Below are 23,923 nucleotides of genomic sequence, written 5' to 3' on the forward strand. Positions count from 1 at the left end.
CCCCTCCCCGACTCGAACGGGGGACCTGCGGATTAACAGTCCGTCGCTCTAACCAACTGAGCTAAGGGGGAAGCGTCATGCCTTTCAACGGGGCGAAATATTAATGACAGCATTGCAAAGTGTCAACATAAAAACTTCATAAATTCAAAAAAGAAGCTTATTCGATGTTTTTATGTTCGATCTGAGCAAAATGTAGCTGAAAAGCTCAACATTTTTTGCTTAGCAGCGGGGGATCTATGTCGAATGCATCACTTTTTTGCATGCTTTTTGAGCTGAGTCATTTTTTAAAAATATAAAAAAGGTTTCTTTGCTAAGTCATTCTTTACCAAATCGAGGAAATCACTATTAATGCAATGTTTTCAAATTTTAAAGTTGAACCTATAGAGCATTAAAAATGCTCAGAAGGCATTGCGAGATATTCAAATATGGCAGGAGTTTAATGGTCAAGTCATCTAAGCTTTAGCCATTAAATTTGGTTTAACGCAAAGGCGTGTTGCTGAGGTAATTCAGCAACAGCGAGGGGTCGAAGTACAGAGAAGACAGAGAAGTTTATTTTGATTCATTCACTTTAGATTCATATTGCAGCATTTTCTCTTTGGTGTTAGTCTTAAATAATCAGTGGCGCATCGCCACTCTGCTTTGTACTAATGTCTTTGATAGTAAATGCTATCTTTCGATAGCCGTTCTAGGAATTCAAATTGACTTCACTAGAACTACAAGGGGCTGCCCTCCACCATTGCCTGACCCGGCGAGCGGCTGCAGTCAAAATGATAAGCCTGGCAGGTTGACATTTAGGTAGATACTATCAAAAATTTAGTAATAAAAAGCGGCTGAATGTTAATTCCTATTGTATGGATAGCCAGGCTTATATCAAAAAGGACTTTTGTGAAAACTCATTTTCAGTATCACATTAAAAAAAGAACAAACAGATCTATCCCCTCAATAGGGGTACTTAAAAGGACATTAAGTATTACCGATGAAGAGTTTGACTCTTTTTATACCTTAATTGCTAATGATGATGCTTATAAAAAGGTATCAGGGCACTTCAAAAGTTCAGGCGATGAACGGCTAGTTTATAATCCTCACCCACTAGTCAGAAAAATTCAAAGAATGATTAACTCTCGCATTTTTAATCCAAAGAAACCTAAGGAAGGGGTAGTTATTTGGCCAAAATATTTATATGGTTCAGTACCTAATACACTAAAATGGGTAGATGGTAAGCTAGAAGTTTTTCACAGAGATTACATCTCATGCGCTAAAAACCACTGCCTTACCAAAAGCATTTTAAAAGTTGATATTAGCGACTTTTATGAAAATATACATTGGCAGGACGTTTACGAAATATTTAATAAAGTATTTAAATATGCCGATGATGTCTCGAAGGCATTAGCTGACTTTTGTACTTATGATAACAAAGTGCCACAAGGAGGATTAACTTCTAGCTTCATAGCATCGGCAGTTTTACATGATGTCGAGCCCAAGCTAGTTCAGAGGTTACATAAAAAAAAGCTTATTTATACACGTTTGGTTGATGATATAACAGTTTCAAGCTATACGAAGAACTATGACTTTACTCTAGCTGTCGGATTAATCAAGGAAATGCTTTTAAGTAAGGATCTTCCAATTAATGAAGAGAAGCTAGTTATCTCTAATCACTCAAACTCTTCAACGTTAGTACATGGCCTGAGAGTGAACTTTAAGCAACCAAGGTTACCAGAGGACGAAGTCTCTAAGATCAGGGCTTCTGTTCGCAGCCTAGAAAACTTAGCTAAAGATTCAAAGTATAGGACTAGTCGAGATTATAGAAAAAGCCATGCTATGTGTATGGGCCGTGTAAATAGAATGCAAAGTATAGGTCATAATCAAGCAAAGCAGTTACTTAACAGAGTCTTAAAAATACTGCCACTGCCTTCATATCAAGACATAATTACAGCACATAAGCTAGTCTATAGGCTCGAAAAGAACTTTGAAAATGACAAAGGGAAATACTCTTATAAACGAATATATAACCTTGCTCATTATGAACTTAACCTTCTGCAAAGAAGTTTCTCCAGTCATGCAAAGGGTTTGAGGTTAAGGCTTAAAGAAGTGAGGCCAAATGAAGTTTAATTTAAAATGCGATCCACTTAAGGTATCAAAATATTTAATAATTTTTCATGTAGTGATCACATCGCTTGCTTTTATTTTTATAACGTCAGTAATCTATATAGAGCAATCTTATTTCAACAGACCTTTTTGCTTCACTCAAAAATGCATTAAAACATTCGGGCTTAGCTTTAAGGATGCATTTGACTTCTTAGAGATATCTCTAAAGCTGTTATTCACTTCAGTAACAATATTTAGTATTTATTTTGCTTTAAGAAATTACATAAGCGCAACAACCGCTGCAAAAACCACGATTCACCTTACTAATTTAAACACTTTTAAGGATTATTTAATTTCAGAATCTAAGGGTGAAAATGCTTTAAACGTAAAGAAAATAGATATCTTGAAGTGGTACAATATCATCTATCCAGATTCTCGTTTCGGGGAACTGTATGTTTCCGAAACCTATAAACAGAAATTGAGTGAGATAAATAGGCTAATAGACAATTCAAATTCTTGTTTTTCAGGAACTTCAGAGGAGGTAAGTTTCTTTGATTATAAACAACATCAAACTCAAATGATTAATTTACTCAAGACTATAGGAATTAGCCTACCTCGTTCGCCAAGAAATAGCTTTAAAGATAACGAAAGATCAGTTTTTAGTTTAATTAATAAAATAAACAAAGAGTTCTGTGGGCATAATAATGCAACTTTGATTAAAGCTCAAAACTATAGATAATTCCCGAAACCCCGCACGGCCATAACTAATCGAATCCCAACCACAATACCGAAAAACAACATGGTTTTTCGGTATGTCTCAAACAATCAACCTATCCCCATTTAAACAACTGCCAGAAGTAAAGGCAGCGTTAGCGCCTTATTCACTGCACTTTTCTGAATGCATTTTGACACTGCTATTTTTGGAAGGTGGTTTGCGAAGTGATGGCGGGCTAAATGATAAAGCATCAGACCGTGGAGGTTTAACTAAGTTTGGCATAAGCCAACGAGCTTACCCTAATTTAGATATAGCCAATTTAACACTGGCCCAGGCTGTGCGTATTTATCACCGTGACTATTGGCGCGCCATGTGGTGTGAACAATGCCCGCCAGGTGTTGCATATTAGCTACCAGGTGGAAGTTTAAAAGAGGATAAAATTCTTTTTCTGGGTTGATTTTAAAGCCTGTTCGTACTTCATATTGCAACCTCTCTTATGTGGAGTTAAAAATCGCTTAGAATGAGTTTTAAACAGCATTTAAACAGGTTAGAGTTTGCAACTCTGTATTTTAATATGATGAAAGGCTTAACAGTGCTAAAAAAAATTATAAAATTTATCATTATCTTGTTGGTTGGTGGACTCGGTTCAGGAGTTTGGGAGTTATTTTTAAAGGATACTATTTTCACTATCGGAGAGTTGTTTGTGAGGTTTTTTAACTCTTTTATCAGTGATTACAACAACAGCTTATATGAAAATGTGGGAAGTGGAGGGGAAGCCTTGAAAGTTTTTTCTTCAATTATACTTCTTGTTTTGCTGTGTCTGATTCCAATTTTTTATTATATAAGGTTTTGTCGAACCTGGTCTGAAATTGAAGAAAGTGGTGAATCTAAGTTTTCTGAACCTGAAGAAAACAATGAATCTAACTTTTTTGAACTGTTTATAGAAAAACATCCTATGATAGTTAATATTATCGTCTTTTTCGCGATGTTAACTTGTTCCTTAATGTACGTGAACCTCACTATTCAGTTAGCATCAGAGACTGCTGCGGTGAATGCAATAAAAAGAAGACTAGATATTATTAGACCTTATATAAATGAAAATGAGTATTTCAAACTTTATAGTGAATATAGACAAATTGATGGTATTTTTACATTACAAAGATTGATAAACAAAACAGAAGCTATTGCTGTTGAGAAGAAGGTTCAATTACCAAAAGTTAACTTATATGGGATAACTACACCGAAACTAGAAAATTAAAATTCCTGAATTTCCGCACGGCCAATAATCTCGCCTTAAACACCAAACTGAACACAGATTTTTTAAAACCTGTGTTCAGTAATGACGACTAAAAAGCCAAAACCACTTACAGTTTTAAATGCCCTGCACCCGAATAGCTTGGGGGTCGCTGCATGTCGCTTTGATAGTGAAATTAACGAGCAGGGGATTAGCCCGCGCGTTATGGTTATGCCAGATGGTCATTTTAAGTCACACTATGGCCGCCCATTTGATGTGCCAATTAATAATTGGTCTTGTGACTAAGTTACTTATGATGATCTTAAAAAAATAGAATCACTTGCACCAATGTCTTTTAATTTGATACAAGCTTCGAATTATTAAGAGAGTGAACGAAATGGCATGCAAGGTTAGTCTTAACTATGGTCGAAGTTTAATCATATAAAAGCGAATATGGAGTGAAACATAGGTTTAAAGTTATGTTTCAGCATATTTTAAGGTTTTTTTATAGGTTCTTCAAACAAGCTTCAATTCTTTATAATTGGAAAAATAATGATGAGTTATACATTAAATTATCTAACTTATTGAAACAGGTGGTGTAAGTTAAGGTTTTATCAAATTGTTGAGAGTTTCACCGTTAGGGAGCCGTACAACGCATTTAAGAGGCTTTACCTCTAAACCTAACAAGTAAGCTCATTGAATTGTTTCAAGGCGCTGAATAGCCTATTGAAAGGCTATATGAGACTGGCAAAGACCTATTACAATCTATTTCTGCATTACTGAAGTTTACAAAAGCTTTTACAGATTAAAAAAACAGCACCCGCTACTTTTTTCTTACCAACCCTTACCCATTCTAGTCTGCGCGGCTTTCGTGGATAATTTAAGTTTACACATCATAACCCTTGCAATTACCGCGATTAGTATCGCGGCTACAGTTGTAGAACATTTTTTGCGCCTTCTTTTCACTAAACTTATAAAACGGTTAAAACAAGATGCTTTGCTATTTATAGTATTGTGCGTTTCAGGCTAGCCTTAAAAGCCTTTATATTTGCGGCTTCTAGCGAGTTATCCACGGTTTCTGTGGATAACTCTGTTTATTAAACTTTAAGAACAGCTATAGTGCTAGGATTTTCGAGGGCTACAGCAATTTCAAGTATTTAATTAACTTTTTTTAATTCATTTTAAATCAATGTGTTAGCGTTTTTATCTGAAGCCTTGCTGAATTGATGAGTAAATTTATTCGTGACGATGAAATGGTGCTATTTATTGTGTAAAAAAACAGCGAATACTGCCTTTTAATTGTAACAAAGCTATTAAACTTGTTTTTATATTGTTTTTTATGAGGGTTAGTGGTTATTTTTATGTCAAAGCGGCAAAAGTAATAGTTTTGTGTATGAATTTTGATTCTGTTAATAAAGCATAGCTTGCAAGAGAAGGATGCTTTAAACTTACAGGTTCAGAAAAAGAGGCAAAGTATTCCCATGAGCGTGAAACCGCAGAGCAAAACTAAACCTGATCTTTTAAACTCACCCATTCTGCCAACCTTGAAAAAAATGACCATCCCAATGATCTTTGGCATGATCACCCTAATGATGTTTAATTTGGTTGATACCTTCTTCATTAGTTTGTTAGGTACAGAGCCTCTCGCCGCTGTCAGTTTTACCTTTCCTGTTACTTTTACTGTTATTAGCCTTGCAATTGGTTTAGGTATAGGTACCTCTGCGGTGATAGCTAAAGCACTTGGTAGTGATAAGTTAGATGAAGCACGTTTTGATGCCAGCATGTCGTTGTTGGTATCGGTGGTGATGGTGTTTAGCTTATCTGTAGTTGGTTATTTATTAATAGATCCGATCTTTAAGTTATTGGGTGCTGGCGAATTAGTCTTACCGCTTATTCATGAGTATATGAGTGTGTGGTTCTTAGGCAGCGTATTTCTAATTACCCCTATGGTTGGCAACTCTGTACTTAGAGCCAGTGGCGATACTAAAACGCCAAGTATTGTTATGGGGGGAGCAGGGCTGATTAATGCTACTTTAGACCCTATACTTATTTTTGGCTTTGGACCTGTTCCGGCATTAGGTATTCAAGGCGCAGCTATTGCTAGTGTTATTGCATGGTCAGTTGCTGTCGTTATCATTTTATACATTCTTGCGGTAAAAAATGGTCTATTGAGTTTGCATGCTGGTGTGCAAACGCCGCTTAGCTCGATACGTAAAATTCTTAAAATTGGTTTACCTGCGGCTGGCGCAAATATGCTGACACCTATTGCCATGGCGGTCATGACAGCATTAGTGGCTAAACATGGTCCTGAAGCGGTTGCGGCGTTTGGTGTAGGCAGTCGCATTGAATCTATCGCAAGCCTTGTGGTGCTTGCTTTGTCGATGACCTTGCCGCCATTTGTGAGTCAAAACTTTGGGGCAGGTAAGTTTGAGCGTGTTAAAGAAGCTTACACAAAAACCTTGAAATTCGTGATGATTTGGCAGTTCGCTATTTATATTTTACTGCTTTTAACCTCTGGCTTTATCGCTGATGTATTTGGTAAAGAGCAAGCAGTAATGGATGTAATTAAGTTATTCATTTATATCTTGCCATTGAGTTATGGCTTGCAAGGGGTGATTATTTTATCTAACTCTTCATTTAATGCCCTGCATAAACCAATGAATGCACTGATTTTAAGTGTGGTACGCCTGTTTGTTTTTTATGTACCTTTTGCTTATATAGGCAGCGAAATTGCAGGCTTAACCGGTTTATTTATTGGTGCGGCGATTGGTAACTTATTCACTGCAATGGTTGCCTATAAATGGTTTATCAAAGAAGTTGATGGGTTAAGTGAGTCATATATGAAGGAGTGTCATTCATGAGCGACCATTTCCAACTAGTTTCTAAATTTCAGCCAAGTGGTGACCAACCAACGGCAATAGCACAATTAAAAGATGGCCTAGAGGCTGGGCTGGCGCATCAAACATTATTAGGGGCTACGGGAACGGGTAAAACCTTCACCATGGCCAATATTATTAATGATTTGAATCGTCCAACTATCATCATGGCACACAACAAAACGCTCGCTGCACAGCTTTATGGCGAAATGAAAGAGTTTTTTCCCCATAATGCGGTTGAGTATTTTGTATCTTATTACGATTATTACCAGCCAGAAGCCTACGTTGTTGCCAGTGATACCTTTATTGAAAAAGACGCCTCCATCAATGAGCACATTGAACAAATGCGTTTAAGTGCCACCAAAGCGCTGCTTGAGCGACGCGATACTATTATTGTGGCTTCGGTGTCTGCTATTTATGGTTTGGGCGACCCTGACTCATACATGAAGATGATGCTCTTACTGAAAGTGGGTGAAACCGTCGATCAGCGTGATATGCTGCGCCGTCTTGCTGAGCTGCAATATACACGCAACGATATTGAATTTAGCCGCGGTACTTATCGCGTTCGTGGTGAAGTGGTCGATATATTTCCTGCTGAATCGGATACTTACGCAGTTCGTGTGGAAATGTTTGACGATGAAATTGAACGTTTAAGTATTTTTGACCCGCTTACAGGGGCTGTTGAAAAGCACATTGTGCGGGCAACTATTTACCCGAAAACCCACTATGTAACACCCCGTGAAAAAATTCTTGATGCCATTGATAAAATTAAAGGTGAGCTTAAAGACCGCCGAGCTCAGCTACTTAGTGCCAACAAACTTGTGGAAGAGCAGCGTATTGCTCAGCGCACCCAGTACGATATTGAAATGATGACCGAGCTTGGTTATTGCTCAGGCATCGAAAACTACTCGCGATACTTATCAGGTAGAACACCGGGCGATCCACCGCCGACATTATTAGATTACTTACCTGATGATGCATTGATGATTATTGATGAATCACACGTTACTGTGTCGCAAATTGGTGCTATGTATAAAGGCGATAGAAGCCGTAAAGAAAATCTTGTTGAGTATGGCTTTCGATTGCCATCGGCATTAGATAACCGCCCATTACGCTTTGAAGAATTTGAAGCCATTGCGCCGCAAACTATTTATGTGTCGGCAACACCTGGTGACTTTGAGCTTGAGCGCTCATCAGGGGAGGTTGCTGAGCAGGTCATTCGTCCAACCGGGCTTATAGACCCTGAAATTGAAGTGCGCCCTGTGGGCACCCAGATTGATGACTTACTTTCAGAAATCTATAAACGAGTTGAAGTGAACGAGCGAGTACTTGTCACTACTTTAACTAAGCGTATGGCAGAAGATTTAACCGACTATCTCAACGACCATGATGTAAAAGTTCGCTACTTGCACTCAGACATCGACACCGTTGAAAGAGTCGAAATTATCCGTGATTTACGTGCCGGTGTGTTTGATGTGTTAGTGGGCATTAACTTATTGCGAGAAGGTCTCGACATGCCAGAGGTTTCACTTGTTGCGATACTTGATGCTGATAAAGAAGGCTTCTTACGTTCGACTCGCTCACTTATTCAAACCATTGGTCGTGCTGCGCGTCACTTAAATGGTAAAGCGATTCTTTATGGCGACCGCATAACTAACTCGATGCGACAAGCCATTGATGAAACAGACCGTCGCCGTGAAAAACAACAAGCTTATAACCTTGAGCATGGTATAGAGCCGCAAGCACTGGTTAAAAGTATCACCGATATTATGGATGTCGGTGAAGAGGCAAGTCCGAAAGATAACCTTAAGTTGGTGCGTAAAGAGTCTAAACAAGTGCTCAGCGCGAAAGATATTGCTAGCCAAATCAAAACCCTTGAAGCGAAAATGCATGCTTATGCTAGCGATCTTGAGTTTGAAAAAGCGGCGTCTGTGCGTGATGAAATTCACGAATTACAACAACAGTTAATTAACTAAAGATGATGACAAACGATTTTTCTGCCATTTTAAATGCCTTAGCAGAGGCTCCACTTGCTGCTAATGAATTATGTCGTGTATTCCATGGCCGTGGTCACTCAGTCGCTGAGCTGAGCCACATAAACTTAGACTTTTATCCGCCAGCACTTTTTTTAGTTTCATATGAAGAAATAGATGAACAAGTGCTTGCGCAATTAACTGATACCCTGTGGCAATGGGCGCAACAGAATGCGCCAGAGCTTGTAAGTGCATTGGTTTACCAACAACGTAGCGGCATTAACACTCGTAATGCCCTGATGTTTGGTGAATTACCCCAAGAGCACCATGTCAGTGAAAATGGTATTAAGTTTAAAGTCGATTTATTGAGTCGCCAAAATACTGGGATTTTCCCTGATATGCGCCGTGGCCGCGAGTTTGTTCAAGCCAATAGTAAAAATGCAAAAGTGCTCAACCTATTTTCATACACGTGTGGCTTCTCTGTTGCAGCAATGCAAGGTGGTGCTGACCAAGTTATTAATATGGATATGAATAAAGGGGTGCTGCGAACAGGTAAACAAAACCATCAGTTAAATGGTTTTGCTCAAGGTGTTAGTTATTTTCCGCACGACATTTTAAAATCATTCGGTAAGCTTAAAAAATCAGCGCCGTATGAATTAATCATTGTTGATCCACCGAGCTTTCAAAAGGGCAGCTTTATATTGACCAAGGATTATCAAAAAATCTTGCGCCGATTACCTGAGCTGTTAAATGAAAACACCCAATTATTACTGTGTGCCAATAGCCCTGAGCTTTCAGAGCAGGCGTTTAAAGATCTCATTAGCGATCATACACAAGGAGCAATTAGTTTTGTTGAGCGATTAGCTCCTACCGATGGTTTTATTGAAGTAGACAGTGATCGCAGCTTAAAAGCGTTAGTTTATAAAACAGCAAACTAATGGCACTGAGTAAACGACTATCAGCCATCATTGATCTCGTAGATCTAGGTTATGACGAAATCTGGGATTGTTGCTGTGATCACGGTTTGTTAGGCATTGAGCTGCTACAGCAAGATAAAGCACCGCTTATACATTTTGTTGATATTGTGCCTGAGTTAATGCAGGCACTAAGTGATAAACTCGAACGTTTTGCTACAAGAGAGCAACGCGGCCGTTGGCAGGTACATTGCCAAGATGTAGCAATGATTTCACCAGACCCTAAAAAACGCCATCTTGTTATTATTGCTGGAGTGGGTGGTGAGTTGTTAGTGCAGTTCTTAGCGAAGGTTGTGAGCCAACAGCCAAATACGCATATCGACTTTATTGTTTGCCCAGTGCATCACAGTTATCAAGTTCGCAGCTATTTACAAACATTGCCATTGGGGCTCGTCTCTGAGCAGTTAGTGTGTGAAAACAAACGATTTTATGAAGTTATAGCCATGACTGCGTCATCCTCGCAACAGATCACTCGAGTAGGGCACTCAATGTGGCAGCTAACAAGTAAAGAGCACCAAACGTATTTAAAGCAGTTATGTGCTCATTACCAACGTATGTTAAATCAAGATGCCGATTATTATCAGCCAGTGCTTGAACAATACAGGGCATTATTGTCTTAATTAGAGTTAACTTAATTAAAGTTTATTAATCTCTTGTTTTACGTTGTAGCTAGAGTCAGTGACAATGGCTTCGAGGGTTTGTACACGCTCTCTTAGCTCTTGCAACTCTTTTGTCACTTCTGCTACATGTTCGTTTGCTTCTTTTGAATTTTTTAAAGTTCGTGATTTAAACTCAAGGTGTTTTTTATACATATCATAAATTACCCCAGAGCCGACTGATATCAGCACGATTAACACCACCATGGTAGTACCTGACATACACTTCTCCTTCCTTTTTTAGTACCTAATAGAGTATAGATTGTATTTAAAAATGCAATTTGCATTCTGTTACAAAGTGTTTCGTTTTAGAAACGGCTTGATGCGAATAAAGCCTGTAACGAGCATGGTACCTGCGATAACACAGAGTGCGCCAACCAAGGTATTGGGACCAATTTGCTCATCTAGAATTAAATTTCCCCACACTATGCCAAAAAGTGGGATCAAAAAAGTAACAGTCAACGCAGAGGTTGGGCCAATGTCATCAATCAAGCGGAAGAACAAGATATATGCCACTGCGGTACACAGCACTCCGAGTGCCACCACACCAAGCATAACCTCGTTACTTGGCATTTCTCTGGCCGGAATAACAAGAATAAGCGGCAGTACCATGATACTCGCCGCCCACATACTGCCATGGGCATTATCAAAAGCAGATAACTTAGGTGCATGTTTAGTGTAATGGGATGCGATGGCATAACTGAGCGAGGCACACAGTGCTGCAACAATTGCTGTGATGGCTTGACTGTCGATAGTGAGGCTATTTTGCCCCACTAAAATTGCTACGCCTGTTAAGCCTAATAGCAAGCCAAGCAGCATACTTTTAGTGGGTTTTGTTTTACTCCATATAATACCAACAAGGGCACCCCAAATTGGCGTTGTTGAATTTAATATGGATAAAGTTGAGGCATTGATGGTTTGTGCTGCATAGGCAAACAATAAAAAAGGAATAGCAGAATTAAGCGCGCCAATAATGAAAAAATGCTTTTTGTGGGTCGCGAACGAAAGTTTCTTTCGTAAGTACAACGCAAAAATAAACAGTGTAATTGCTGCAAAGCCAACTCTTAACTCAATTAATACCGCAGGGCCTAAGCTATTCGCTGCCATGCGCATAAATAAGAAGGAAGCGCCCCAAATAGCAGCGACATGGTTTTACATTCTTAAATTATAAAACCTGAGCATACCAAATTTATGCTCCAGTACTCGCCATTTTCGGACTATTAATCAGTTGATTGTGGGAGTTTCTTTTCGAAGTCAGACTTTACGATCTCTAAAGCCGCTAATACATCTTCGGCGGGAACGTCGTTTTGTTCTAAGAGCATAATGAGATCAACAGCAATTTTTATATAGTTAGGTGCGCTTTCTAACTCACTGCTCATGCTTTTAGTTCCTTTTTCTTAGCAACTTGGCTGATGGCCACATCGATAGCAGTTTGCACTTGTTGCTCCATTTTAATGCGCTCTGTTTGCGGCAAATAAAATTCCATATCAACATCATAGCGAATGTAGCGGGCTGGCAGTTGATTTAATACAGTGCAGCATAAATCTGCCATAACATCATCACTATAGGTTGATTCTAAGTTGCGCTTAGTGATGTCTTCGACAACTAATTTTTCATAGTAGTTGTGAATGTCGTCATGCAATTTCATACAGATTGAACCTAATTAAAAAGTCACTTTAAGTGTATACCAAGCTTTAAAATAAATCGACAGCAGCCCTAAAAAGCTGACCATGAACATCAACCAAACGGCTTACATTTCGTTGATAGCCACCGCCCATAGCTGAAAACACTGGGATTTTAGCTTCCTTTGCTTGGTTTAATACAAAATAGTCACGTTGATACACTCCCTCTAAACTCACTTGAAAGTGTCCTAACTCGTCATCTGTTGCGATGTCTGCGCCGGCGTTATACAAAATGATATCTGGCTGGTGGAGCCTAATGGTCAAGGCTAAAGCTTCTTTGACTGTTTCTAGGTATTCAGCATCTGTAGTGCCATGCTCAAGTGCAAAATCGTAGTTTGATTGCTGCTTAATGCGGGGGAAGTTTTGCTGACAATGAATAGAGCAGCTAATTATTTGAGGATGTACTTGCGTAACTTCAGCTGTGCCGTCGCCTTGGTGAACGTCACAGTCAAAGATTAATACGGTGTCGGCTTGCTCAGTATCAATCAAGTGTGCAGCAGCTATCGCTAAGTCATTAAAAATACAAAAGCCACTACCATATCCTGTAAAAGCATGATGATAACCACCACTTAGGTTAAAAGCAGCACCCTGTTGTAAGGCAAACTCAGCGCCTTGAATACTCGCCCCAACAGAGTAAAGTGTTCGTTCAACCAATTCAGTGGACCAAGGAAAGCCCATTTTTTTAATGGCTTTGCTATCAAGACTACCAGCTAAAAATGCGTCGACATACGCGGGGTTATGGCACAGAGTAAGCTGAGCTTTAGTGGCTTGTTGTGGGGTAATGAAATACTGTTCATCAATAAAGTTGCTGACAAGCTGTTTTAACAAGCGATATTTATCAATGGGAAAGCGGTGACGCTCAGGCAAAGCTAACGCTGAATAACTTGGATGGTAGTAAAACATTATCTCAGCTGCTGTTTCTCGACCTGTTGAATTTTGTCTTCAGTGGCAGAAATTGCCTTACGACAACGGCCAAGTCTTGCGTGTAATGCGAGTATTTCTTTGTTAATTTCGGCTGCTTGTTGTGTATTTGCAGCTTCAAGTTTTAGTTTTCGCTCTTCGATCATCAATACTAAGCGGCGTTCAAACTCATGGTTTTGCTTCAGTTCGTCATACAGTTCATGGGATGACTGCATGATTTTCTTAACTGCTTGTTTATAAACCTGTGGTTTAGCTTTTGGCTTAAAACTGTACTTATTTTCTTTAGCCCATACCGGGGTTGATTTGATCACATTAAATACCGCCTCTACCTGAAGGGTAATGCGCTCAAGCGCATATTGGTAGGCATGGCGATGCTCAGCAGGCGGCAAGCTGTTTAGCTCATCTTCGATTTCGCTTACGTAGTCAGCAAGCTTCATACTTTTTGTGCTAAACACGGCTTTATCAAACAAACTTGGTTGGGCTTGCATATAGCGATTTTTAGCAAATAAATTACCCTTATCAAATTGTGTGGCTAATTGTTTGAGCCTTTCAATTTGTGAACGTAGTTTATCAAAAGCAGTCGATTGCATTTATAAATAAGCCTCATAGATTAACTTTAATGCTAACACTATAACCACAGTGTTAAACACTGGGCGGATCATTTTACTACCAAACTTTATTGCTGAATGTGCTCCTAACCATGCTCCAAGCATCAAGAAAAAGCCCATTGTAATACCAAGTAAAAAGTTCACATGGCCAAGCGCCACGAATGTGATCAAAGAAATAAAGTTTGAAACAAAGTTCATTGAGCGGGCAAGGCCACAGTTAAGCAATAAGCTCATTTTATATAATAGGCTATTTGAGGCTGTCCAAAATGTGCCAGTACCTGGGCCTGCTAAACCATCAAAAAAACCAAGCCCAAGACCTTGCAGCCATTGTTTAATTTTAGTTTTGCTATCAAGCTTTGGTAACTCGTTATGCTCAGTTGTACTCAAACTGCCAAATAAGCTGTAACAAGCGACTAAAATAATCACCACAGGTAGTAATTTATTTAAAAATTCAATACTTAAGTAATCAACCACTAAAGTACCTACGAGTGCCCCAATAGCTGTCGCTAAAATGGATGCAGCCCAAAACCGTGGGTTGAACAACTTTTTACGAAAATAAGTCACGCTGGCCGTCAATGAGCCAAAACTCGCTGCAAGTTTATTGGTGCCTAAGGTGAGGTGGGGCGGTAAGCCTGCAGTTAATAGCGCCGGCACAGTTAACATCCCGCCACCGCCTGCAATTGCATCAATAAAGCCCGCTGCCAGTGCGACTGCGCATAATAGTGCCCAGGTTGCTGGGTCTAAAGCTAATTCAAACATTAATAATCAATTTGTCTTTTAAAAGGTGGCAAGGTATCGAGCATGGCTTTGCCATATCGCTTGGTCACTAAACGGCGATCAAGGATAGTAATGCGACCCTGATCATTTTCTTTGCGCAGCAGTCTACCACAGCTTTGTACTAATTTCTTTGCCGCATCAGGTACGGTTATCGAAAGAAACGGGTTGCCACCTTTACTTTGCACAAACTCAGCCTGCGCTTCTTCTATTGGTGAGGTAGGCACCGCAAATGGAATTTTTGTAATTACCAGATTTTCTAAGTATTTACCTGGTAAATCAAGACCCTCAGATAAACTTTGAGTACCAAATAAATAGCTAGCACGGCCTAAATCTACATTGGCTTTATGTTTTTTAAGCAGTGCTTCGCGGGACATTTCACCTTGCACTAAGACCTCAATTCCTTTGCTACGCAGCGCTTTAACAACATGATCCATCTGCCAATAAGAGGCAAACAACACTAAATTTGCTTTTTTATCATCAAGGAACTTAGGTAATTGCTCAGCCAAATGGTCGCTAAACGCTTTATCGGTCGGCTCAATATGACTTGTAGGAATATGCAACGTCGCTTGTTTTGGGTAATCAAACGGAGAAGGGACTTTTATGTATTTTACGCCTTCTTCTTTGGCAAGACCGCATTCATAGGCAAAGTGATCAAATGAACCCAATGCAGTTAAGGTGGCTGAACAAAGTACGGCACCCGCACATTGATTCCATAATTTATCTTTTAGGTAATAGCCAACTTCAATAGGGCAATCACTGAGTAAGTGGTCGTGGTGATTCTTATATTCTAAGCGTTTGATCCATCGCGCATGGGGAATACCTTCGCCTTTTGTGGCGTAACTAAACCACAGCTTGTTTAATAACTCTAGACGATTAATGTACTGACCACTTTCAGCCAAGATTGGATCGGCCACATAAGGTTTTATATCGCCATCACTTACGTCTTGCACTAGGGTGTCGTGCATCTTGTTGAGTGCTCTTAGGGCATCAAGGGTGGCATCGCTAATATCTTTTGCTTTGGTATGTAAAGATGCTGGGATTTCACCGTGCTCAAAACGATAGGTGTCATCACTGTTATAGTTAAAGTCTGCGTTATCAAGAATATCACGCACCACTTTTAAGTTTTTGCCGGCATCATTGATACTGTCACTGAGCTTAAAGTTTTGCCCAATTGCTTTTTGACCTACGAGCACATTGGCCATTTTACCTGCAAATTTTACCAGTTTGTCGAGCCAGTCTATGGTGCCTTTAATGGTTGCTGCAGCAGAAGAAAAATCGCGGGTGATATGCGCTAAATGGTGTGCTTCATCAATCACATAAATTGTATCGTCAGGCTCAGGTAGAATTTTACCGCCACCCAAATCAAGATCAGCCAATAATAGAGAATGGTTGATCACTAGCACATCCATTTGCATCAGACGCTGACGCGCCATATGAAAAGGGCATAGCTGGTGAGCACGCATTTGTCGTTGGCATGAATGCTTATCACAGGCAATTAAATTCCACACTTTATCAGGGATGGTATCAGCCCAGCTATCGCGGTCACCTTGCCATTGCTTTTTTGAATAAGCATCATAAAGTTGCTTTAAGCATTTGGTTTCCATATCAGAAAGCGGCGATGACAGGGTCGGCATAAACTCCATTTGCGTTTGACTGTCGCCATTTACAGCAGCACTGAGTTTTTGTGCACAGATATAACGCTGTCGACCTTTCACTAAATCAAACTTGATGTCTAGGCCAGAGTGCTCTTTAAAAAAAGGCAGCTCCTTACTAATTAACTGCTCTTGTAGGGCAACGGTTGCCGTCGAAATCACTAATTTCTTTTTCTTGGCCATTGCTAAAGGCAATGCCCCTAAACAATACGCTAACGATTTTCCGGTTCCGGTGCCTGCTTCAATAACACAAATTCGTTGGCTCTTGTGATACTCGCCAGCCAGGGTTTTTGCTATTTCGGCAACTAAATAGTTTTGACTGCTTCTAGGGCGGTAATCGGTGAGGTTATCAGCAACATGCTTATGAATTTGCCGAATTGTTTTTTTTAAAGAGTCAGAAAGCATGCCCAGAAAACCTAAAGTATGTATATAATTACAGTAATGAATTTTAGAGATTTAACTGGGCAACTACAAGCGACTTGTTTGATTATTATTTTATTAGCTTGAGTAGGGGCTCTAAGTGAACTTTATAATTTGTCCATTGCGTTAGAGCATCTTTGTAAATCGGTTGTCTTACTTGCTCTGAGCTTGGTGTCATTATCGGACGCTGATGAGTATAAAAGCTCATGCAGTTTTCATGCATTTCTAAACTACAATACTCAAGCAACTCAGAAACTGTATTGGAAAAATCATTAACAAGGTTTTGATAGTCAACGTTGAAGATTTCATCTGGATAAAGAGCATGCCAGTGCGACATTAAATCTGCGTAATCATTTATATATTGTGCAAGCAATTTGAAATCGTAGCTATAGGCGTGGCCCTCAGAAAAAGAATGCTTGTATAAACTCCATGCTGTTGCAGCTTTATCTCTTGTTACTTCGAGAATTTTAGCGTTTGGAAATAGAGTTTTTATTAATGCGATATGGTGAAAATTTGCGGGTTGTTTGTCGATAAAGACCTTACTTTTTCCGCGTAGTGGAGCAATAAAATTTAAATACCTTGCGGCATAATGAGCCTTATCTTGTTCTGAGAGTTTATCAAGGCCATAAGGTACATCAGAGAGTTTTTTACTCTCAAGCTCTCGCGCAATTGCGTTAATTTCTGTTAATTCATAACTTGCATCAACATCAGGGTGGCTTGCTAAAATTTGCTCAACTAAGGTAGAGCCACTGCGAGGTAGACTGACGATAAAAATCAGCTGTAACGACTCATCAAATGCATTATGAGCCATTGGCTTCTGAGTTAAATGTTGCGTGCAACGAGAAGTGAAATTACTAGGCTTGTAGGGCGTTAGTGACTTTTGAATACTGTTCGCTTTTTCTAACATCGCAAATGATAAGCTGAAGTTACCTTGTTGTTCATATGCCTTTGCGAGCGCAAAATAGAATTGAGCACTATTAAGGTTTGGCTTAGCAGCTTGCGTTAGCTGTTCTAGAAAGTCTACATCTTTACTGTCAAAAATGTATGTCTTTAAGTTTGCTAAATTCCAGTAAGCCTCACCAAGTTTTTTATCTATTTGCAGTGCTTGTTTGTAGTGAGCAATTGCAAGCCCAGTATTACCTTTTATTTTTTCAATGTTTCCAAGGCGAAGGTGGCATTGGGCTGCGTAATAGTTTGCATCAAGTAACTTAGTATAGATGGTTGTAGCTTCATCAAATTGCATTAATTTTACATGAGCGATCGCTAATAGGCTCTCAATGTATAATGTCGGTGAAGATATCGAAGAGCGGTAAAAAGAGATTAACTCATCAAATTGCTTGGTATTGAGTAGGGCTTTACAGTAGCTTTCTTTAACAGTTTGTTTTTGCGAGTTGTTCTCAAGGTTATGTTTTGATATTGCAAAGTAAGCTTTGCTATCACCCACTTTAAATGCGATCTCAGCCAGCGTTTCGAGTGCTCTATATTCATTTGGTACTAATTTTAATAATTGCTGAATGGTTTGCTGCGCTTGCAGAGGGTTTTGATTGGTTAATTGTTTAGCCGTGTCTAATTGTTTATTAAACCAATGAATCATTTCATATTGTTTGAGTGCACTTTGCTGTTGTTCATGCTCTTGCAGTAGTTTGTGAATTTCAGCAAGTAAAGCCCAGCCATCGTGATATTCTGGATTTTCATTGAGTACTTCTAACAACATAACTTTAGCTTTATGTGGTTCAGTAGCAACGAGTGTCTTTGCGTTATTAATCGCATCAATTGGGCTCATAATTGGCTCTTATAATTTTATGTAGTTAGGGTGTACTATACCCCTTCCGTAATAGATATTTGAAGTAAATGGTTACAGATACAGGTTTTATCCTTTCTAAAGAAGCGTTTGATAGCTCATCAGGAGTTAGTTTTGTGTTTTGGCTCTGGTGTGAAAACGGCCCTTTAAAAGTACAGGTTGAGCACCAAGAGGTGGTATTTTTCATTCCTGAAAACCAAGTAACTGCTGCAAAGCGACTATTACAAAATCAAAACATTCATGTTCGTTTTGCTGATGCCAAACTAAAAAATTTCCAAAATCAGTCGGTGATATGCTGTTATTTTAAATCGTTAAAAGATTACTACAGCGCCATTAAGGTTTTAAAAAGTTCACAACTAGTTACTTTTGAAGATGATGTTAGGCCAATTGACAGATTTTTGATGGAGCGTTTCATTAAAGGCTCAGTATGGGTAAAAGGTGAAATACAAATACGAAGCGGTTTTCGACTGTTAAAGAACGCTAAATTAAAACCAAACAATGAATTTAGGCCTTTTTTCAAACATGTTTCTATTGATATTGAGTGTAATGGCGAAGGCGTACTGTTTTCTATTGGCTTAGTCGGAAACGGCATTGATAAAGTCTTAATGATAGGGCGCCCAGAGCCAACGACTCATCTAGATTATCAAATCAATTGGTGTGAAGATGAAATAGATCTTCTTACTCAGTTTGAAAATGAAATTCAGCGAATTGATCCTGATGTACTGATTGGTTGGAATGTTATTGAATTTGACTTCAGTGTGCTTCACGCAAGAGCTGAGGCGTTAGGTATATCTCTAAAGCTTGGTCGCAACAAAGAAATAATGCGCGTGCGCTCGGGAAACATTACTCGCATAACAATGCCTGGTCGCGTAGTTATTGATGGTATTGATACTTTAAAAAATGCCACTTATCACTACGACAGTTTCAGTCTTGCCAATGTAGCGAGTATCGAACTTGGTGAAGAGAAGCTGATCAGCACAGATAACCGTCTTGAAGAAATTATTCGCCAGTTTAATGAAGACAAACTGTCTCTTGCTAATTACAACAGGCAAGACTGTATTTTAGTTTTGCGGATTTTTGAGAAATTAAAGTTACTCGATTTTGCAGTTGTAAGAAGCCAACTCACCGGACTTGAATTAGAACGAATGGGCGGCTCAGTAGCGGCCTTTACTAATCTTTATCTACCGCTATTGCATAGAAGTGGCTATATAGCCCCTAATTTAGGCGATCATGGGTTAAGTTTTGACAGCCCAGGTGGTTATGTCATGTCATCGCAGCCAGGTCTTTACAAGAATATCCTGGTGCTTGATTACAAAAGCCTCTATCCATCAATAATGCGTACATTTTGTATAGACCCTCTTGGTCTAGTTGAAGGGTTAAAAAAGCCAGATGACGCAATCGAAGGCTTTAACCAAGCACAGTTTTCACGTACTGAGCACCATCTGCCTGAGCTTATTCGTGAACTTGCAGCAACAAGGCAAATAGCCAAAGATAAAAACCAACCTATGCTCTCGCAGGCAATTAAAATCATCATGAATAGCTTATATGGTGTACTTGGCTCTAAAGGTTGTCGCTTTTATGACCCGAGATTGTCGAGTTCAATCACTCTGCGTGGCCATGAAATAATGCAAACAACCAAGCACTGGATAGAAGAGTGGGGCTATAACGTCATTTATGGTGATACAGATTCGACCTTTGTTAAGCTTGATGATGATCTAAATTCACTAAACTGTAATGAAATCGGTACGAAACTGGCGGAGAAAATTAACAAACGCTGGCAGCAGGTTTTGCAGAAAGACTATAAAATAGACAGCTTTTTAGAAATTGAGTACGAAACTCATTATAGCCCATTTTTTATGCCCACTATTAGAGGAAAAACAATGGGTTCTAAAAAGCGTTATGTAGGAAAAGTCGAAAAAAATGGTGCTTCAAAATTAGTTTTTAAAGGTATGGAAACCGTAAGGAGTGATTGGACAGAACTTGCTCATGAGTTTCAAACAGAATTATTTGAGATATTATTTGCTGAAAATTATAGCCAAGAATTAATTTTTCAAACCTTTGATAGGTATGTTAAAAAACTATATGCAGGTGAGTTTGACGCTAAGTTAATCTATCGCAAACGCCTGGGTCAGCATTTAACCGATTACCAAAAAAACATCCCTCCCCACGTTAAAGCAGCGAAACAGTACTTAGCTGACAATCCTCATCTTGCATTTCAGCGTGGACAAATAATTAAATATGTTTACACCCCTAACGGCGCTGAGTACTACACAGGTCACCATAATTACGATTATGGCATTTATGTTAACAAACAATTGTTGCCAATAGCTGAAATGATTGTTGTTGATTTAGGTACTAAAGTTTCGTCACTAAGTGACCGTCAGATACAGCTTTTTTAGAAAAATTAACATTTTTTTGACTCTTTGTTGCGATGAATGATCGGTAAGCTCAGTTTAAACGCTTATTTGTGTGTTTTTTGTCCATAAAACGAGAAAAAGTAAACTTTTTGCTGCTTCATTAAAAAATTGTAAATAAAGGGCTGGATATTTTGTTTTATTTGTTTATTATTTGTTTGTCGCAGTCCTGATGCGATACAAATAATAAACAAGCTTATGCTAAATATAGCCACAATATAGTGGTCCAGGGAGAATCAAATGTTAAATAATAAAGTTTCAAAAGCAGTTCGCTTAGCGCTTGCTTTTGGTACAGCTTCAACAGCTGCGTTTTCTGTAAACTCTTATGCTGCTGAAGAAGAAGCAGTTGAAAAAGTTGAACGTATTGAAGTTACAGGTTCACGTATCAAACGTACTGATATCGAAACTGCAAGCCCAGTACAAGTTACAACAGCTGAAGAAATCGAAGTAGCTGGTTTCACTCGTGTTGAAGACATGATGAACAGCTTGCCTCAACTAGAAGCTTCAAGCACTGCATTCCAATCAAATGGTGCTTCTGGTACTGCTACTCTTGATTTACGTGGTATGGGTTCACAGCGTACTCTAGTACTTATCAACGGTCGTCGTATGCAAGCTGGTGGTATCTACAGCCAGTCTGCTGATATTAACCAAATTCCAGCTGCACTTATCAAACGCGTTGACGTTATGACAGGTGGTGGTTCATCAACTTACGGTGCTGACGCGGTAGCGGGTGTTGTAAACTTCGTGATGGACGATCAGTTCGAAGGTTTCGAAGTAAACCTTGGTTCAACAGCTTATCAACACGATAACGACAACGAGTACATCCAAGGTTTAATGGATGACCGTGATTTTGATTACCCTGATGGAAGCTCAGGCTTTGACGGTTCATCGTTTGATTTCTCTGCTACTTTAGGTGGTTCATTCGATAGCGGTAAAGGTCACGCTGTAGGTTATTTCACTTACAACAAACAAAACGAATTACGCCAAGGCTCACGTGATTACTCTTCATGTGCTCTAAATGCTGCAGGTACAGCGTGTGGTGGTTCTGGTAACGCGGTAGTTCCTAACTTCTACATCTCAGGTGTAACTGACACAGGTGCATTTGATTGGGATGATTACGATTACTGGACACTTGGTTCTGATAGCAGCTTCATTCCTTCAAGCGGTAACGTATATAACTACGCACCAGTAAACCACTTTATGCGTCCGGATGAGCGCCACACAATGGGCTTATTCGCTAACTATGAAGTAAACGATAACTTCCACCCATTCATTGAAGCTATGTTCATGCGTGACCGTACTTCTGCACAAATCGCAGAATCGGGTACGTTCTTTAATGAAAACTACGTAATCGATTACGATAGCCCTCTTCTTACAGATGCACAGCGTCAAAACTTAACTGATCGTTTCGGTTTAACTTCAGGTGACCAGTTTGCTACTTACATTGGTAAGCGTAACGTTGAAGGTGGCCCACGTGTTAACCAACTTGAGCACAGCTCATTCCGCTTAGTACTAGGTAGTAAAGGTGAAATCAGTGACCTTTGGTCATATGAAGCGTTCATGCAATATGGTTCAACTTCTTCATCTTCTGCATACGAAAATGACTTCTTCGGTCCACGTATCAGTACTGCGCTTTCTGCAAATGGTGAAGACTGTGCCGCAACTGATGGCTGTATCCCTTACGAAGTATTCACATACCAAGGTGTTTCTGCTGAATCAGCTGGCGCATTAACTGGTACTGCGATTCTTAACGGTGTTACTGAACAGTTCATCGTAAGCGGCTTCGTAACTGGTGAATTTGAATTTGGTCTTCCTTCTTCAGATTACCCACTTGCTGCAGTATTCGGTGCTGAGTACCGTGAAGAAACATTTGGCCGTACAGCGGATGAAGTGTACGCACAAGGTCTATTACTTGGCCAAGGTGGTCCTACTAAGAGCCTTAACGGTGAGTACGATGTAACTGAATTCTTCGGTGAGTTAAGTATTCCTATCGTTGAAGGTATCACTGGTTTTGAAAGCCTGTTAGTTGACTTAGGCTACCGCTGGTCTGATTACAGTACTTCAGGTTCAGAGCCTACTTATAAAGTAGCAATGAACTGGGACGTAACTGAGAACTGGAAAATCCGTTCAAGCTACAACCGTGCGGTTCGTTCTGCAAACAACGGTGAGCTATTCGCTCAACAAAGCCAAGGTTTATGGGCAGGTGTAGATCCATGTGCGACTGCAACTCCAGAACTTAGCCAAGCAGCTTGTGCTAACACAGGTATTACAGCGTCTCAATACGGTAACGTAGGTAAGAGCCCTGCAGATCAGTACAACGGTTTCTTCGGTGGTAACCCTGATCTAAGCCCTGAAATCGCAGATACAATCACTCTAGGTGTTGTTGGTAACCCATTTGAGAGCTTTAACTTCTCAATCGATTACTGGGATATCGACCTTGAAGATGCAATCGGTGCAATTGACCCAGAGTTAATCGTTCGTCAGTGTGGTCTAACAGGCGATGCTCAATTCTGTGATAAGATTGAACGTACTCCTGGTAGCGGCAGCTTATGGATTGGTTCTGGTCAAGTTGTAGCAACAAACACTAACTTAGGTAACATTCATTTTGAAGGTGTTGATTTAAGTGCTAACTATGACATGGAAATCGGCGGTGGTACACTTTCTACAAGCCTAATCGGTACTTACATGATGACTAAAGAATATGAAGATATTCCAGGTGTAAGTGAACCGTATGACTGTGTTGATACACTAGACAATGGCTGTTTCCCACAACCAGAATGGCGTCATGTTCTAACTGCAAGCTACGACACAGGTAGCTGGTGGAAAGCTACTGCTAAATGGCGTTACTTCAGTGCAGTTAATGACTACACAGGCTCTGACACTTTAGTTCAAGACGGCATTGGTTCACAAAGCTACCTTGACCTTAAAGGTTCATTCACTATCAATGATTACACTCGCGTACTTGTTGGTGTGAACAACGTATTAGATAAAGAGCCACCACTAGTAGGCGGTACGTTATCTACAAATGGTAACGCAGTTGCTGGTTACTACGACACTCTAGGTCGTTACTTCCACGCAAGCGTTTCATTAAAATTCTAATTTGAATTAATTAATGTATGATAAAGCGAGCTTCGG

Annotated in this window: 20 protein-coding genes; 11 read left to right on the forward strand and 9 right to left on the reverse strand. The window is 39.6% G+C overall.

What is annotated here, in order from left to right; translation table 11 throughout:
• The first annotated feature begins 885 nt into the window (after positions 1–885).
• The 9 genes from MTF66_RS34115 to MTF66_RS34155 all read left to right on the forward strand — a co-directional run bounded on the left by MTF66_RS34115 (position 886) and on the right by MTF66_RS34155 (position 10,477).
• A complete protein-coding gene (locus MTF66_RS34115) occupies positions 886–2,109 on the forward strand; it encodes a reverse transcriptase family protein (RefSeq protein WP_248529984.1) in 1,224 nt (407 codons plus the stop codon).
• Positions 2,099–2,824 carry a retron Ec48 family effector membrane protein gene (locus MTF66_RS34120; protein ID WP_248529985.1) on the forward strand — a complete coding sequence of 242 codons (726 nt, stop codon included), beginning with the start codon at positions 2,099–2,101 and terminating at the stop codon, positions 2,822–2,824. Before MTF66_RS34115 ends, MTF66_RS34120 begins: the two co-directional genes overlap by 11 nt.
• A gap of 73 nt (positions 2,825–2,897) precedes the next feature.
• Positions 2,898–3,209, forward strand: a complete 312-nt coding sequence (locus MTF66_RS34125; protein WP_248529986.1) for a glycosyl hydrolase 108 family protein — start codon at positions 2,898–2,900, stop codon at positions 3,207–3,209.
• A 111-nt stretch (positions 3,210–3,320) separates the two neighbouring features.
• Positions 3,321–4,058, forward strand: a complete 738-nt coding sequence (locus tag MTF66_RS34130) for a hypothetical protein (protein WP_055021487.1) — start codon at positions 3,321–3,323, stop codon at positions 4,056–4,058.
• An 81-nt stretch (positions 4,059–4,139) separates the two neighbouring features.
• Entirely contained in the window at positions 4,140–4,340 is a 201-nt protein-coding gene (locus MTF66_RS34135) for a hypothetical protein (RefSeq protein WP_248529987.1), read from the forward strand.
• Between the two features lie 1,175 nt (positions 4,341–5,515).
• Positions 5,516–6,895 carry an MATE family efflux transporter gene (locus MTF66_RS34140; protein ID WP_248529988.1) on the forward strand — a complete coding sequence of 460 codons (1,380 nt, stop codon included), beginning with the start codon at positions 5,516–5,518 and terminating at the stop codon, positions 6,893–6,895.
• Positions 6,892–8,886 (forward strand): excinuclease ABC subunit UvrB, encoded by a 1,995-nt coding sequence (gene uvrB / locus MTF66_RS34145; protein ID WP_248529989.1) that lies wholly within the window; start codon positions 6,892–6,894, stop codon positions 8,884–8,886. The genes MTF66_RS34140 and uvrB overlap by 4 nt, the downstream gene beginning before the upstream one ends.
• Before the next feature lie 5 nt (positions 8,887–8,891).
• On the forward strand, positions 8,892–9,821 hold the full coding sequence (locus MTF66_RS34150; RefSeq protein ID WP_248530015.1) for a class I SAM-dependent methyltransferase: 930 nt from the start codon (positions 8,892–8,894) through the stop codon (positions 9,819–9,821).
• Positions 9,821–10,477 (forward strand): tRNA (adenine(22)-N(1))-methyltransferase TrmK, encoded by a 657-nt coding sequence (locus tag MTF66_RS34155; protein WP_248529990.1) that lies wholly within the window; start codon positions 9,821–9,823, stop codon positions 10,475–10,477. Before MTF66_RS34150 ends, MTF66_RS34155 begins: the two co-directional genes overlap by 1 nt.
• A gap of 15 nt (positions 10,478–10,492) precedes the next feature.
• On the opposite strand, the gene MTF66_RS34160 is transcribed toward MTF66_RS34155, so the two are convergent.
• From MTF66_RS34160 to MTF66_RS34200, 9 genes are all read right to left on the reverse strand, one after another.
• Positions 10,493–10,735 carry a hypothetical protein gene (locus MTF66_RS34160; RefSeq protein WP_058583760.1) on the reverse strand — a complete coding sequence of 81 codons (243 nt, stop codon included), beginning with the start codon at positions 10,733–10,735 and terminating at the stop codon, positions 10,493–10,495.
• Positions 10,736–10,804: 69 nt separating this feature from the next.
• On the reverse strand, positions 10,805–11,650 hold the full coding sequence (locus MTF66_RS34165; RefSeq protein ID WP_308200337.1) for a DMT family transporter: 846 nt from the start codon (positions 11,648–11,650) through the stop codon (positions 10,805–10,807).
• An 83-nt stretch (positions 11,651–11,733) separates the two neighbouring features.
• Positions 11,734–11,892 carry a YbaM family protein gene (locus tag MTF66_RS34170; RefSeq protein WP_082401733.1) on the reverse strand — a complete coding sequence of 53 codons (159 nt, stop codon included), beginning with the start codon at positions 11,890–11,892 and terminating at the stop codon, positions 11,734–11,736.
• On the reverse strand, positions 11,889–12,161 hold the full coding sequence (locus MTF66_RS34175) for a late competence development ComFB family protein (RefSeq protein WP_217874466.1): 273 nt from the start codon (positions 12,159–12,161) through the stop codon (positions 11,889–11,891). Before MTF66_RS34175 ends, MTF66_RS34170 begins: the two co-directional genes overlap by 4 nt.
• A gap of 46 nt (positions 12,162–12,207) precedes the next feature.
• Positions 12,208–13,101: a histone deacetylase gene (locus MTF66_RS34180; RefSeq protein ID WP_248530016.1), complete on the reverse strand. Its 894-nt coding sequence runs from the start codon at positions 13,099–13,101 to the stop codon at positions 12,208–12,210.
• A complete protein-coding gene (locus MTF66_RS34185) occupies positions 13,098–13,706 on the reverse strand; it encodes a primosomal replication protein (protein ID WP_054563653.1) in 609 nt (202 codons plus the stop codon). Before MTF66_RS34185 ends, MTF66_RS34180 begins: the two co-directional genes overlap by 4 nt.
• Complete coding sequence (locus tag MTF66_RS34190; protein WP_055021493.1) at positions 13,707–14,483, reverse strand: TSUP family transporter; 777 nt, start codon at positions 14,481–14,483, stop codon at positions 13,707–13,709.
• Positions 14,483–16,558 carry an ATP-dependent DNA helicase DinG gene (gene dinG, locus MTF66_RS34195; RefSeq protein ID WP_248529992.1) on the reverse strand — a complete coding sequence of 692 codons (2,076 nt, stop codon included), beginning with the start codon at positions 16,556–16,558 and terminating at the stop codon, positions 14,483–14,485. The genes MTF66_RS34190 and dinG overlap by 1 nt, the downstream gene beginning before the upstream one ends.
• Before the next feature lie 85 nt (positions 16,559–16,643).
• Positions 16,644–18,356 (reverse strand): tetratricopeptide repeat-containing sulfotransferase family protein, encoded by a 1,713-nt coding sequence (locus MTF66_RS34200; RefSeq protein ID WP_248529993.1) that lies wholly within the window; start codon positions 18,354–18,356, stop codon positions 16,644–16,646.
• A gap of 68 nt (positions 18,357–18,424) precedes the next feature.
• On the opposite strand from MTF66_RS34200, the gene MTF66_RS34205 reads away from it, so the two are divergent.
• Both MTF66_RS34205 and MTF66_RS34210 read left to right on the forward strand, forming a co-directional pair.
• On the forward strand, positions 18,425–20,773 hold the full coding sequence (locus MTF66_RS34205; RefSeq protein WP_248529994.1) for a DNA polymerase II: 2,349 nt from the start codon (positions 18,425–18,427) through the stop codon (positions 20,771–20,773).
• 255 nt (positions 20,774–21,028) lie between these two features.
• Positions 21,029–23,887, forward strand: coding sequence for a TonB-dependent receptor domain-containing protein (locus tag MTF66_RS34210; RefSeq protein ID WP_248529995.1), 2,859 nt, complete (start codon positions 21,029–21,031; stop codon positions 23,885–23,887).
• Positions 23,888–23,923 lie beyond the last annotated feature (36 nt).

It is taken from the genome of Pseudoalteromonas sp. 2CM39R, from assembly GCF_023161845.1.

Coding starts and splice junctions, on each gene's coding strand:
- MTF66_RS34140 (WP_248529988.1), top strand. CDS start 5,516: ATGAGCGTGAAACCGCAGAGCAAAACTAAACCTGATCTTTTAAACTCA.
- MTF66_RS34125 (WP_248529986.1), top strand. CDS start 2,898: ATGTCTCAAACAATCAACCTATCCCCATTTAAACAACTGCCAGAAGTA.
- MTF66_RS34160 (WP_058583760.1), bottom strand. CDS start 10,735: ATGTCAGGTACTACCATGGTGGTGTTAATCGTGCTGATATCAGTCGGC.
- MTF66_RS34170 (WP_082401733.1), bottom strand. CDS start 11,892: ATGAGCAGTGAGTTAGAAAGCGCACCTAACTATATAAAAATTGCTGTT.
- MTF66_RS34205 (WP_248529994.1), top strand. CDS start 18,425: ATGGTTACAGATACAGGTTTTATCCTTTCTAAAGAAGCGTTTGATAGC.
- MTF66_RS34120 (WP_248529985.1), top strand. CDS start 2,099: ATGAAGTTTAATTTAAAATGCGATCCACTTAAGGTATCAAAATATTTA.
- dinG (WP_248529992.1), bottom strand. CDS start 16,558: ATGCTTTCTGACTCTTTAAAAAAAACAATTCGGCAAATTCATAAGCAT.
- MTF66_RS34190 (WP_055021493.1), bottom strand. CDS start 14,483: ATGTTTGAATTAGCTTTAGACCCAGCAACCTGGGCACTATTATGCGCA.
- MTF66_RS34210 (WP_248529995.1), top strand. CDS start 21,029: ATGTTAAATAATAAAGTTTCAAAAGCAGTTCGCTTAGCGCTTGCTTTT.
- MTF66_RS34150 (WP_248530015.1), top strand. CDS start 8,892: ATGACAAACGATTTTTCTGCCATTTTAAATGCCTTAGCAGAGGCTCCA.
- MTF66_RS34185 (WP_054563653.1), bottom strand. CDS start 13,706: ATGCAATCGACTGCTTTTGATAAACTACGTTCACAAATTGAAAGGCTC.
- MTF66_RS34175 (WP_217874466.1), bottom strand. CDS start 12,161: ATGAAATTGCATGACGACATTCACAACTACTATGAAAAATTAGTTGTC.
- MTF66_RS34135 (WP_248529987.1), top strand. CDS start 4,140: ATGACGACTAAAAAGCCAAAACCACTTACAGTTTTAAATGCCCTGCAC.
- MTF66_RS34155 (WP_248529990.1), top strand. CDS start 9,821: ATGGCACTGAGTAAACGACTATCAGCCATCATTGATCTCGTAGATCTA.
- uvrB (WP_248529989.1), top strand. CDS start 6,892: ATGAGCGACCATTTCCAACTAGTTTCTAAATTTCAGCCAAGTGGTGAC.
- MTF66_RS34200 (WP_248529993.1), bottom strand. CDS start 18,356: ATGAGCCCAATTGATGCGATTAATAACGCAAAGACACTCGTTGCTACT.
- MTF66_RS34130 (WP_055021487.1), top strand. CDS start 3,321: ATGAGTTTTAAACAGCATTTAAACAGGTTAGAGTTTGCAACTCTGTAT.